This is a genomic window from Nisaea nitritireducens (assembly GCF_014904795.1).
GTDB classification, from domain to species: domain Bacteria; phylum Pseudomonadota; class Alphaproteobacteria; order Thalassobaculales; family Thalassobaculaceae; genus Nisaea; species Nisaea nitritireducens.
Window position 1 is genome coordinate 109,154 of the sequence record NZ_JACZFS010000014.1, and the last position, 12,080, is coordinate 121,233.

A 12,080-nucleotide genomic window follows, 5' to 3' on the forward strand; every position below is an offset into this window, starting at 1 on the left:
TGTCCTGGATGATTGAACCAGATGATGCACTCTTGGGAAACATGGTCGACGCTCCCTCCCATTTAACGGAACATTCCACGCCAATCGGCAGTGCATCGGCCACTCCGACAGCAGGCCCGCCGTCAGCTCTGATCAAAGTCAGCCTTCTCGGCGGTTTTCTGATCGAGGCACCTAACGGAACAGTCGGTTTGCCCAGCCGAAAGGCACAGGCAATTCTCGCCTATCTCATGCTGCTGCCGTCACAAAAAGCGACCAGAGAGAGCATTGCAGGCCTCCTCTGGAGTGGGGCGACAGAAGACCTTGCGCGTGCATCTCTGAGACAGGCACTGCGGCGACTCAACCAGTATTTCGATGCCGTCGGCATCGTTGGAATTGACGCGACGCGGACCGAGGTCCGTCTCAATAAAAGGATGTTCGAAACCGACCTTTGGGCTGTTCTGGAAATTGACGCCGATGCGCCCATACACCCCATCTTGCTGCAACGCTCCGACATATCGGCCTCGCTGTTGCTCGGCTTCGACGACCTGGATGAGGCTTTTAACTCCTGGGTGCTGACGCAAAGGCAAAACCTGAATGATCGTCTGGTTGCCAACCTGGAGGTCCGCCTGGCCCAACCCTCCGGCAGTGCAGGCCGCGATGCAGCTCACGCGACCAAGAATGCTGCCCTTGCCCTCTCCAACCTCGACCCAACCCATGAAGGCGCATGCCGGGAGCTGATGCTGCAGCATGTCCGCGCTGGAGATATCGGCTCCGCCCTGAAGCGCTATAATCGCCTCTGGTCGCTGCTTGAAAACGACTATGACATGGAGCCGTCCGAAGAGACCAAGGCGCTCGTCGCCCTGATCAAGAGCGGCGCTGACGAGGCTGATGCAAAACCGGATGCCGGATCTTCGAGGCCCGACCCGTCCGGAACTCCCCGTCTGGTTGTCGAATCATTCAGTTACGCGGGCGTGCCAGACCCGCTGAAATTCATGGCCCGCGCTTTCCGTCATCAATTCATGTCCAGCCTGCTCAAATTCAGGGAATGGCTGGTGGTCGATGGCGAACGCGCCGAGCGCCAGCGAATCATGCTTCCGTCTAACCCGGTCTTCAGGATTTCGGGCGATACATACGTTAAAGACACGATCCTCTATGTCGTGGTTTCGGTTCGTGACTCCAGCAATGACACCATCCTCTGGAGCGAAGAGAACCCGGCAAGTCTGGATACCTGGCCGCGAACGCTCCGGCAGCTCGTGCAGAAGCTCGCCATAGCAATCAATACCCATGTCGCGAGCAACCGGCAGTCCGCCAAACGCGAAGAGCCGAGCCAGTCTCCCCCCGTCTACGACAGATGGATGCAAGGCCGCCGACTGCTTCATCTCTGGACCCCGACCGGATGGGCCGAGGCCGAGGAAATCTTCACATCAGTGCGTAAGGACCAGCCCGACTTCGCGCCAGGCCATTCCAGCCTTTCATTCTGCGCCAGCCTCAAGCGGTTCGTATATCCGGGGTTCCGGGACGAACCCGGCCTTTCACTTTCGGCCATCGAGCATGCAAAACGCTCGATAGAGCTCGGTCCAAGGGACACAAAAGGCTACCAAGCCTCCGGCTGGGCTCACATTCTGGTCGGGGAATTCGAACGGGCCGCGCTCTGCTTCGGTATCGCCGAAACCCTGAATGAAAACGACATCGGAGTCGCCGTCTCCTCCGCCCTGGGTCTGGCCTATTGCGGAGAATCCGAAGAGGCTTTGCGGCGGCTGGATCACCTGCAGGAAGCCGACTTCGACTACCAGTCTCTGCACTGGTCCATTGAAGCCGCCTGCCGTTTCATTTGCCGGGATTATCCGGGAACGCTCTGGGCAGCGGCGAAAGCGAACGAAGGCGCATTCTACCCACAGGCCTGGTCAGCGGTGGCCTTTGCCCAACTCGGGAACGACCGCTCAGCTGAGCGCGAAGCCCGGAAGTTCCTCGCCACGGCTCGTGAGAACTGGACCGGCGAGATGCCCCCTCTACCCGGCGATATTTCCCGCTGGTTCCTCTCGGTTCAGCCCTTTCGCAATCCGGCAGACTATTTCCATATGAAACACTCCCTGGAACGCGCCGGCCTCACGACCCGCTGAGAAAACGCTCCAGGAATAACCCCAGGTCTTATTGGCCGACCCGATGCTCCATCCGGCTGAGGATGCGGACCACGGGCCAAAGGAGTACCAGATACATCGCAGCCGCCATAACGAGCGGGGAGGAATTGTAGGTCAGGGACCGTGCCATATCGGCTGAATACAACAACTCCTGAAACGATACGACACTGGCAATCGATGTCAGTTTCACAACCTCGATGCTGTTGCTGAGCAGATCCGGAAGCACGTTACGGGTTGCCTGCGGCAACACCACGTAAGCCATGGTCTGCAGCCGACCCAGCCCGGTTGACCGCGCCGCCTCCGTTTGCCCGGCTCCAATGCTCTCGATACCCGCGCGGAAGATCTCCGCGAAATAGGCTGAGTTATTCAGCAGGAAGGCAATGCACACTGCCGCAAAAGGCGAGATATCCAAGCCGGCGAAGGGTAGCCCCGCATAGACAAAGATCAGCAGCACGAGCGGCGGAACCGCGCGAAACAGATCGATGAACGCGATGACGGCATATCGCAGCACGCGTCTTCGGGTGCGGGCAGCAAGGGCGACGATCAGTCCCCCAAGCAAACCGAGCGGTATCACCGCCGCACAGAGCAAAAGCGTCTGGCCAGCGCCGCGCAGCAACAACGGAAAAGCTTCTGCCATGATCTCGAAATTGAAGAAATTGTAGATCAGCATTTCCATGTCAGGCACGCCTCCACTGGAACCGTGTCTCAATCCAGCGGCCGACAATGACGACCGGAATGAAAAGCAGAATATAGGCAATCGCCCCCATCATCAGCGGGGTCGCGCTGCCGGAGAAGGATTGCGCCGTCGATGCCTCGTTCAGGATCTCGCCGACCCCTATCACGGTGCCGAGCGCCGTATTCTTGGTGATGGCAATCGTCCGATTGGTGAGTGGTGCGACCGTCATGCGAATGGCCTGGGGTACCACCACATAGATCAGGCACTGATTGAACCCGAGCCCGGTCGACCGGGCAGCTTCCCATTGTCCCTTGCGGACAGAGAGGATTCCGGCCCAGAAGATCTCTTCGGCAAAGGCCGCGAGCACCAGCGTGAGCACGAGCCAGAGGACAAAGAAGCCGGAGAGTGTCAGACCGACCGTCGGCAAGCCGAAATAGAGCAGCAGAATGATGACGAGCGGTGGCAGCGACCGCAGCAGGTCGACCAGCCCCACGATGATCAGGGAGAGCGCTCTTATCCGGTATGCCCGTACAATCGCCAGCAACATGCCGAGCGCGAGCCCGCATATCACCACAAGCACCGCTATCTCGCAGGTGACGATCACGCCCTTCCCGATAGCGCCGGCATACTGATCGATCAGGTCAGGCCGGAAAAAGGTTTCAATAAAGTGGGCCCAAGTGCCCGCTTCCGGCGCCGTACTCATTGACCGATCTCTTGCATGAATTCACGGGTTCGGGCGTGTTCAGGGGCACCAAAGATCTTGTCCGGTGTCCCTTCTTCCAGAATTTCCCCATCGGCCATGAAGATCACACGGTCGGCGGCCGCGCGGGCAAAACGCATCTCGTGACTGACGACGACCATCGTCATACCCGCTTCACGAAGCTGTTGCATGACCTGCAACACACTGCCGACCAATTCGGGGTCGAGCGCACTCGTGGGCTCGTCGAACAACATGACGGAGGGCTCAAGCGCCAAAGCACGGGCGATGGCCACCCGTTGTTGCTGACCACCTGACAGCGCGCCCGGATGAGAGTCGGCCTTGTCGCCCAGACCGACCCTGTCCAGCATGGCCTCGGCGATTTCGTTCGCTTCGGCCCGGGACTTGCCGAGCACCTTGCGCAGCGCCAGCGTGACATTGTCCCGCGCCGTCAGATGCGGATAGAGATTGAACTGCTGAAACACCATGCCGAGGCGCCGCCGCATCAGGTTGATGTCGACGGAACGGTTCATCAGATCCACGCCTTCGAACATGACGGAACCGTCTGTCGGCTCCTCAAGCCGGTTGAAGCATCTGAGCATGGTGCTCTTGCCGGACCCGGACGGTCCGATAACGAAAACGAGCTCTCCGGCATTCAGGGTGAAATCAACGCCTTTCAAAGCGTCGAAATCGCCAAATGACTTCCAGAGGCCGCGGGCCTCAAGGATGGCTGCCATGGCTTGGGGCTTTCTTTAACGCTGCAGGGAGGAATGGCGGCGAGTCATGAAACGCCGCCGCCATTCGAGAGGTAGGTCGATTAGCTACAGGCCAATCAGCTACAGGACGGGGTATGTTCCGTCGGATCGTAGCCTTCGAAACCAGGCTCACCATATCCCGGCTGAACGGTGATCGCCGCGGAACCCGCCGCCGGTGTCACACCGAACCATTTCTCGCTCAGCTTCGTCATGGTGCCGTCGAGCTTCATGCATTCGATGGCGGCATCAACCATGTTCCGAAGCTCTCCACTGGCTTTCGGGAACGGTACGGAGAACACCTTGCCGGTGGAGTGCAGATAAGACAAAGCGATCATCGGGTTCTTCTTCACCGCCCAGGCCGACGCCGTGTTGCCGGCGACATTTGCAAAGGCACGGCCGGAAATCACCGCCTGGATCGCGTCCGTGTTGGTACCGTAGGATTCGACTTTCCAGCCAACTTCGCTCTCAAGCTCCCGCGCCCAGCGGTCGTAGACCGCGCCTTTGTTGACTGCGATGACCTTGCCTTTGAACTGCTTGAGATCGGTGATCTCTTCCGCGCCCTTCTTCACGACGAACTGGAAGTCCGTGTTCAGATATCCTTCGCTGAACAGCATGCTCTTGGAGCGCTCTTCGGTCAGCGTGGTCGGCGCCACCAGAAAATCATAGGTGCCGGCCTGCATGCCCGGCAACAGTCCGGACCATTGCGCCGCGGTGATGTCCATCTCGGCACCCAAGCGCTTCCCCAGTTCATTGGCGAAATCGACATTGAAGCCTTCTACGCCGCCAGAGAGTTTCGGCATGGCGTGCGGGGCGAAAGTTCCGTCCAGCCCGACCTTGTAGGTCTTCGCTTCCACGGCTCCGGTAAATGCCATAGCGGCAACCGCACCGATGGTAGCAATTTTCATGAAATTCATAATCAGCCTCCTTGTTTTTGAGTCGCCTGCCCGCCGCTTTGTTTTCAATAGCGCCCATCCCCGCAGGCGCTATTTCGGCTGAGCTCCACGAACAGACCCGCAGGACGCGAACCCATCTCGCAGTAGCGAAGTGTTCAGAGAACAGAAGCTCCAAACGATTGATCAGGAAGTCTAGACCGAGATTTTGCAGTGCAACAATATGATTCTTTGAACGAAAGCCACACCGGTGAATCCATAATGGTTCAATTGGTCTGGTGCCGTTTCCGCATGTTGCACCGAACAATTTCATGGGCTAATGGGAACCATGCCTTGTTCCGGCGAGGCTCCTTGTACCGGCCCTGCCCTCTACCCAAATGCGGCTATTGAGCCGTCCTGTCCTGAGACGGGCCAACATTCACTGAGCGAGCGCGCGGCTCGACGACACGCCGCGGGAGGATCAAATGGAACGCAAGACCGATTTCTTTATCGACGGAAAATGGGTAGCGCCGGCCAGCGCCAATGACTTCGAGGTCATCAACCCGGCCAACGAAACCCCTTTCGCGACGATTTCCCTCGGCAGCGAAGCCGATGTGAATAAGGCCGTCGCAGCAGCCAAGAGCGCCTTCACGACATGGAGCACCACGCCCCACGACGTGCGCGTCGGCTATGTCGAGAAGCTGGCCGAGATCTATCAGGAGCGCATCGAGGAGATGGCCGCCGCAATCTCCAGCGAAATGGGCGCGCCGAAGAACATTGCCAGCAGCCAGCAGGCTGCAGCCGGTCTCGGCCATATCAAGGCCTTCATCCGGGCATTGAAGGCCTTCACCTTCGAGCATCCGCTGAACGAGAAGTTCCAGACCGAATACATCATGCACGAGCCGATCGGCGTCTGCGGTCTGATCACGCCGTGGAACTGGCCGATGAACCAGGTGACGCTGAAGGTCATCCCGGCCGTCGGCGTTGGCTGCACCGTGGTGCTGAAGCCCTCCGAAATTGCGCCGATGTCTTCCTTGCTCTTCGCCGAGTTCATGGAGCAGGCAGGCTTCCCCGCCGGTGTGTTCAATCTCGTCAACGGCGACGGCCCAACCGTCGGTGAAGCGATGAGCAAGCATCCCGACATCGACATGATGAGCTTCACCGGCTCGACCCGCGCCGGCATTGCCGTGACCAAGTCTTCGGCCGATACGGTCAAGCGCGTGTCGCTTGAACTCGGCGGCAAGGGCCCGAATCTGGTGTTCGCCGATACGGACGTTGCTAAAGCCGTCAAACGCGGTGTGCTGCACATGTTCAACAACAGCGGCCAGAGCTGCAACGCGCCGAGCCGGATGATTGTCGAAAAATCCGTATATGGCGAAGCGGTCGAAGTCGCCAAGTCCGTGGCCGAGGCGCAGGAAGTCGGCGATCCGACCCAGGAAGGCCGTCAGATCGGCCCGGTGGTCTCGCAGGCCCAGTACGACAAGATCCAGGGCCTGATCGAATCCGGCATCAAAGAAGGCGCGACCCTCCTTGCCGGCGGTCTCGGCCGTCCCGATGGCCTCAACCGCGGCTACTATGTGAAGCCGACCGTGTTTGCGGACGTAAAAGAAGACATGACCATTGCCCGGGAAGAAATCTTCGGCCCGGTGCTCTCGATCATGTCCTTCGAGGACGAGGCCGACGCGGTCCGGATTGCCAACGACACGCCATACGGCCTGACCTCCTACGTACAGACCGGTGACCCGGAACGGGCCAAGCGCCTCGCCCGTCAGCTCCGTGCCGGCATGGTCCAGATGAACGGTGCCGGCCGCGCGCCGGGTAGCCCGTTCGGCGGCTACAAGCAGTCCGGCAACGGCCGCGAAGGCGGCGAGTACGGTCTTATTGAATTTTTGGAAGTGAAAGCTGTTTCGGGTTGGCCCGCAGAAGCTGCCGAGTAGATTTCCAAACATCCAAAAAGAGCGGCCGCATCGGGATGATGCGGCCGGTTTTTTATCTGTATAGAACCGGTCGATCGTTCGCTAAGGCAGATACCCGAACCGCTTCATCACCGGACCATGATCTCTAACGAGACGTGCAAGTTGTCCTTCGCTAAGTGCCTGTTGGCCTTCTCCGCTGCCGCCTGAGCGGAAAAAGCGCTGCATATGCGGCGGGCGTTCGGAGAAACCTTTCTCCTTTTCCTGCCGGCTGAGCTCTTCAAAAGATGAGTGCCGGATTGATCGCGCCAGCCGTTCCCGGTCAAACGGTAACCCAAGGACCTTCAGGACTTGTCCGAAAGCCTTTTCCGGGTCGGCGTAGAGGTCTTCGTATCTCACCACGCAGACCGGTAGAGAATGGCTTCCGTCGATCCAGCTTTCGGCATGATCTCCCCAGCGGCCGATCGGAGTCAGGATCTGGACATCGGCCTCGACGGTCGCATGATCGCGATCAGCCATGATTTCGATAGCCGCGTCGGTCGCCACGCCCATATGGCTGGCATAGGACGGCACGATGTCCGCCGGATTCCTTATGATGTAAACGGCACCGGCCGAAACAGAACGATCGATGAGATGCGTCCCGTTCAGCATGCCGAAACGTGAGTGTGTCTTGACGAAATGATCGTGCCCACGCGCCGCGGCAAGCCGCTGCTGTGCTTGTGGGCGCACTGTTACGCTCTCCTCTGCCGTCATCTCTTGCACGGGCTTGGTGAGCACTTCCGCGTAGAAGCGCGGCCGCACATCGCTCAGGGAAAACGCACGCAAATCCTCGATAGCGAACGGCTCTTCCTGTCCAATAAGGTAGTTTGCCAGAAGCGCACGCATCCACGTGTTCCCAGATTTGGGATAGGATGCAAGCCATATAATCCGGGACATGTCATAATCCGATAGGACAAAACTACTCGGTGTAGTTTTGTCCTTAATATGGCAATTTCAAGGTCCATGCGATCACATATTTGCGAAACTGGACAATTGGACGGAAATTCATCAATCGTATTAAATTAAAGGGCGTCCGCAGATCATACAGCGGTGCTCAAACGGCCCGGTTTAGTACAAGTCAGAAACCTCTCCTGACCGTCACCGCCTCTTCTTAATTTCGAATCTGGCACAACTGATTTGCGCCTTCGAAGGACTGCAATCCCCGTCAATTCCGAATAAGCGGACGCTCAACGAAGCGACTCAATCCTCTTGTTCGAGCCAATCGGCCAACAACCGAACCGTCTCTTCCGGCGCCTCGAGCGGCAACATGTGACCGCACTCCTCGACGATCTCGAGCCGTGCGCCGGGAATGCCGTCCACAAGCTCCTGCGCCTCATCCAGACTTCGCAGTACATCCTGGCGGGACCAGACGACCAACGTCGGGCAGGAAACCCGGGCGAGCAGGTCATGCCCGTCCCGACGCACCACGCCGATCTGGTTCACGAATCCATCCTTGCCGATCCGGTCGGCCATTTCGCGGATCTTTGCCACAAGTCCCTCGTCTTCCTGCCGTTCCGGGTGAAGGGAGGACAGGATGGAATGACGCGAAAGACCTCGAAATCCCCGACCTTCCGCCGCTATGGCAAGGCCCGCCTTGCGGGTTGCCTGTTCTGGACTGTCACCCCGCGCGCTTGTGTTGAGCAATGCCAGACGCTCAACCCGCTCCGGCGCCATCAGGGCAATCTCGCGGGCAACAAATCCCCCCATGGAAAAGCCGACCAGGGAAAACCGATCCGGTGCACCGGCCAATACCCGTTCGGCCATTGCCTCAAAGGTCCGATCACGGGTGAGATCCCCGAAATGCAGGGTCCCGAGCTGCTCCAGGCCGCTTTTCGCATCGTCCCAGAGATGCCGGTCGCACATGAAGCCGGGAAGAAACAGGATATCGGTCATGAAAAGCCTTGAGGATGAACGGAAGAGAACGGGCTAGGCCGAGATTACTCCGCCGCGAGACGAAACATCCAGTCGAGCCCTTCTCCAACCCACTCGGCCGGAATGCTGTGTCCGCCGTCGTGCAGGCACAATTGAACCTCCCTGCCGGAAGCACATCCGCTCCACACCCTGCATTTATAGCGCTTCCCGATCTCTTCTCCGGACGGAGTCTGCGCACAGCGATTGAGGGAGACCACGCCGTCGATCCCGGCGGTTACCGGCATCGAGTTGTAGGTGCCGATCGCGTCATAGGCGACGACTCGGTCCGCCGTTCCATGAATGTGGCGAAGGTTGACCGGGCCGCCCGGGCAGACCTCGGGATTTGAATTCCAGAACCCACCCGCAATCGGCACATACGCGCGGAACATACCCTTGGCATAGCAGGCGACGTTCCAGACCATTGAGGCACCGCGCGAGAAACCGGATGCCATGGTCCGCGTCCCGTCGATAGGCCAACGACGCCGAATATCGGCCATGACCCGCTCCGTATAGGCGAGCTCGTCACGGCCATTCTCCGCACGCCCTTCCCCGATCTGCCGCCAATAGCCGTGCGGTGCATACGGTGCCACGAACAGGGCTCCGCGCCGGTTCACACCGCGTACCATTGCCTTGTTCCGGAAGGTCGCTTCCGGTGAGCTGTTCCAACCGTGGAAATACACCACGAGCGGCAAGGGCGAAAAACCGTCCCAATCTGCCGGAGGCGACGAGAGGTAATAGCCTTCGGCCACGTCACAGCGCTCCCCGTCCCCACAGGAGGCAAACACACCCTGCGATCCAGAACCGGCAATCAGGGCAAATGCAAGAAGGAGAGCTGAAATGAGCCGGATCATGCGGCACTCCGGAGCCGGGAGACATTGTGTTCCCCCGAGACATATACCGCCCGATGACCTCATGGCGGACAAACCCGGTCACAGGCGCGCGACCGGATGGTCCGGCTTCCCGTGTTTCAGCGCGGCGCGGTGAAGAGATCCGTATAGACCAGTGTCTGGTTCGCATGCTCCCGCATCATCGCTTCGGCACGCTGCGGATCACGGGTCCGGATCGCATTGAGAATCAGCTTGTGCTGCATGTTGCCGAGACGCAGACGCATCAGGTCCTCCTCGGCATTATCCTGGCTGAAAACGACGGTGCCCAATTTGATCATCGGCAGCGTCTCCATCCGGCTGAACGTGAACGCGACATAAGGATTGCCGCAGTCCTTCATGATGGTTTCGTGAAAGGCGACATTGCCGTCCTGGTAGTCCAGCGCCTTGCTCGCCGGATCCATATCCGCATCAAGAGCAGCTGCCATCGCATCGACGGCTTCCTGCAGCCTGGCATCGGCCGTCTCGGATATCCCGGTTTTCGCCATCGTTCCCGCGGACAGTCCTTCGAGGACACCGCGTACCTCGTAGGCCTTCTTGATATCGCCGAGATTGAACTCCTGGACGGTGAACCCTCGCCCCTCCCGTTTGCGAATAAGGCCTTCGACCTCCAGTGCCCGGAGCGCAAGCCGTGCCGGTGTTCGGGAAACGCCGAACATCTCGGCCGCGATCACTTCTGAAATCTTGGTGCCTTCCGGCAACGTTCCGTCGATGACCATGCGGCGCAACGCAGACAGAACGCGCTTGTCCGCTGAGCCTTCATCGGCTGAAGGGCGCATCAAATGGTTCACCCGGACCTCCTCCCGCCACTTCCGGTTACGGCGCGGCAACACTTCATCACACCAACAATGGATACATAATTTTGGATTTATTTCCAATTCGAACTTGGAATCAGCATTTCCTTGCCTTGAACGCCGCATTATGGATTCATTTTGGAGCAGCCGCGAAAAAGAGCTGCAACCAAGGGAGGACAATCATGAATCGACGCAATTTCGCGATCGCATCGGCTGCGGTCGCGTTGAGTCTCGCGTTTGCTGAGGCCCCACAGGCCCAGGAACCGATCAAATTCGGAATGGTCGCGCATCTCTCAGGCCCGCTGGCGGGTGGCGAGGCGGTTACCCATCTTCCGAACGTGCAGCTCTGGGTCGAAGAGGTGAACGGACGCGGCGGCTTGATGGTGGACGGCAAGCGCCGCCCGGTCGAGATCGTTCAATATGACGACAAGACCAATCCGGCCGAGCATATCAAGGCAGTCCAGCGCCTCGCCTCCCAGGACGAAGTCGATTTCATGATCGCGCCCTACGGAACCGGCTTCAACATTGCCGCCGCGCCTATCTATGCGCGCTACAAGTATCCACTGGTCGCCGTCACGGCGATCACCGACGAAATCCATGAGCTGACCGCTAAATTCCCGAACATGTTCTTCACGCTCGGGTCCACGAGCGGGTTTGTCGAAGGGGTCACGAACACGCTGAAGACCCTGCAAAGCAAGGGTGTGATCGGCGACAAGATCGCCATGGTCAACGTGGCCGACGCCTTCGGCATCGAACTCGCAGGCGTGGCCCGGGAGAAGTTCAAGGAAGCGGGCTTCAATATTGTCTATGACAAGTCCTATCCGCTCGGCACACCGGACCTTTCACCGGTGATGAAAGGCGCGAAAGCGGCTGCCCCGGATGCCTTCGTTGCCTGGTCCTATCCGCCTGACAGCTTCGCGCTGACCGAGCAGGCGATCATCGAGGATCTCGACGTGAAGGCGTTCTACACAGCCGTTGCCACGGCGTTCCCGGCATATGGCGGAAAGTTCGGAAACGCCATCGAAGGCAATCTCGGCGCCGGCGGTGTGAATCCGAACACCGACGCCATGAAGGCCTACCGCAAACGGCATCAGGACGTGACGGGCAAGGCTCCGGACTACTGGGCATCCGCCACCTACTACTCCGCCCTGCAAGTGCTGGAGCAGGCCATTGAAGGCGTCGGCAAGGTCGACCGTGCGGCTGTGACAGAGCATATCAAGAACAATGCGTTCGAGACCGTGATCGGCACCATCAGGTTCGACAAGCACAATAACTCCGAACGGTACTGGTCGGTTGGCCAGTGGCGGGGCGGACAGTTTGTCGCCGTCGCCGATACCGGCATGGGCGACAGCGTCGCACCGGTCGCGAAAAAAGGCTGGAAGTAACCTGCCCTGGGCCGGCTTTCGATGCCTCGGGCCGGCCCAT

General features: G+C 59.3%; 11 protein-coding genes. 3 read left to right on the top strand and 8 right to left on the bottom strand.

What is annotated here, in order from left to right:
- Positions 1–8: 8 nt before the first annotated feature.
- Positions 9–2,099: a BTAD domain-containing putative transcriptional regulator gene (locus IG629_RS05410; RefSeq protein WP_193170943.1), complete on the top strand. Its 2,091-nt coding sequence runs from the start codon at positions 9–11 to the stop codon at positions 2,097–2,099.
- A gap of 28 nt (positions 2,100–2,127) precedes the next feature.
- On the opposite strand, the gene IG629_RS05415 is transcribed toward IG629_RS05410, so the two are convergent.
- From IG629_RS05415 to IG629_RS05430, 4 genes are all read right to left on the bottom strand, one after another.
- On the bottom strand, positions 2,128–2,793 hold the full coding sequence (locus IG629_RS05415) for an amino acid ABC transporter permease (RefSeq protein ID WP_193170944.1): 666 nt from the start codon (positions 2,791–2,793) through the stop codon (positions 2,128–2,130).
- A gap of 1 nt (position 2,794) precedes the next feature.
- A complete protein-coding gene (locus IG629_RS05420; RefSeq protein ID WP_193170945.1) occupies positions 2,795–3,496 on the bottom strand; it encodes an amino acid ABC transporter permease in 702 nt (233 codons plus the stop codon).
- The gene (locus tag IG629_RS05425; protein WP_226886473.1) at positions 3,493–4,227 is read right to left on the bottom strand and encodes an amino acid ABC transporter ATP-binding protein; all 735 of its coding nucleotides are present in this window, start codon (positions 4,225–4,227) and stop codon (positions 3,493–3,495) included. Before IG629_RS05425 ends, IG629_RS05420 begins: the two co-directional genes overlap by 4 nt.
- Positions 4,228–4,322: 95 nt before the next feature.
- The gene (locus tag IG629_RS05430) at positions 4,323–5,159 is read right to left on the bottom strand and encodes a transporter substrate-binding domain-containing protein (protein ID WP_193170946.1); all 837 of its coding nucleotides are present in this window, start codon (positions 5,157–5,159) and stop codon (positions 4,323–4,325) included.
- Positions 5,160–5,599: 440 nt separating this feature from the next.
- On the opposite strand from IG629_RS05430, the gene IG629_RS05435 reads away from it, so the two are divergent.
- The gene (locus tag IG629_RS05435; RefSeq protein WP_193170947.1) at positions 5,600–7,051 is read left to right on the top strand and encodes an aldehyde dehydrogenase family protein; all 1,452 of its coding nucleotides are present in this window, start codon (positions 5,600–5,602) and stop codon (positions 7,049–7,051) included.
- Between the two features lie 81 nt (positions 7,052–7,132).
- On the opposite strand, the gene IG629_RS05440 is transcribed toward IG629_RS05435, so the two are convergent.
- From IG629_RS05440 to IG629_RS05455, 4 genes are all read right to left on the bottom strand, one after another.
- Positions 7,133–7,963: a sulfotransferase domain-containing protein gene (locus tag IG629_RS05440; RefSeq protein WP_226886474.1), complete on the bottom strand. Its 831-nt coding sequence runs from the start codon at positions 7,961–7,963 to the stop codon at positions 7,133–7,135.
- Between the two features lie 303 nt (positions 7,964–8,266).
- Complete coding sequence (locus tag IG629_RS05445; protein WP_193170949.1) at positions 8,267–8,959, bottom strand: alpha/beta fold hydrolase; 693 nt, start codon at positions 8,957–8,959, stop codon at positions 8,267–8,269.
- Between the two features lie 44 nt (positions 8,960–9,003).
- The gene (locus IG629_RS05450; RefSeq protein WP_193170950.1) at positions 9,004–9,828 is read right to left on the bottom strand and encodes an alpha/beta hydrolase family esterase; all 825 of its coding nucleotides are present in this window, start codon (positions 9,826–9,828) and stop codon (positions 9,004–9,006) included.
- Between the two features lie 116 nt (positions 9,829–9,944).
- Positions 9,945–10,652: a GntR family transcriptional regulator gene (locus tag IG629_RS05455; RefSeq protein WP_193170951.1), complete on the bottom strand. Its 708-nt coding sequence runs from the start codon at positions 10,650–10,652 to the stop codon at positions 9,945–9,947.
- Positions 10,653–10,837: 185 nt separating this feature from the next.
- Here IG629_RS05455 and IG629_RS05460 point away from each other — a divergent pair, with 185 nt between their 5' ends.
- Positions 10,838–12,040 (top strand): amino acid ABC transporter substrate-binding protein, encoded by a 1,203-nt coding sequence (locus tag IG629_RS05460; protein ID WP_193170952.1) that lies wholly within the window; start codon positions 10,838–10,840, stop codon positions 12,038–12,040.
- Positions 12,041–12,080: the final 40 nt, after the last annotated feature.

Coding starts and splice junctions, on each gene's coding strand:
- IG629_RS05410 (WP_193170943.1), top strand. CDS start 9: ATGATTGAACCAGATGATGCACTCTTGGGAAACATGGTCGACGCTCCC.
- IG629_RS05415 (WP_193170944.1), bottom strand. CDS start 2,793: ATGGAAATGCTGATCTACAATTTCTTCAATTTCGAGATCATGGCAGAA.
- IG629_RS05420 (WP_193170945.1), bottom strand. CDS start 3,496: ATGAGTACGGCGCCGGAAGCGGGCACTTGGGCCCACTTTATTGAAACC.
- IG629_RS05425 (WP_226886473.1), bottom strand. CDS start 4,227: ATGGCAGCCATCCTTGAGGCCCGCGGCCTCTGGAAGTCATTTGGCGAT.
- IG629_RS05430 (WP_193170946.1), bottom strand. CDS start 5,159: ATGAATTTCATGAAAATTGCTACCATCGGTGCGGTTGCCGCTATGGCA.
- IG629_RS05435 (WP_193170947.1), top strand. CDS start 5,600: ATGGAACGCAAGACCGATTTCTTTATCGACGGAAAATGGGTAGCGCCG.
- IG629_RS05440 (WP_226886474.1), bottom strand. CDS start 7,963: ATGTCCCGGATTATATGGCTTGCATCCTATCCCAAATCTGGGAACACG.
- IG629_RS05445 (WP_193170949.1), bottom strand. CDS start 8,959: ATGACCGATATCCTGTTTCTTCCCGGCTTCATGTGCGACCGGCATCTC.
- IG629_RS05450 (WP_193170950.1), bottom strand. CDS start 9,828: ATGATCCGGCTCATTTCAGCTCTCCTTCTTGCATTTGCCCTGATTGCC.
- IG629_RS05460 (WP_193170952.1), top strand. CDS start 10,838: ATGAATCGACGCAATTTCGCGATCGCATCGGCTGCGGTCGCGTTGAGT.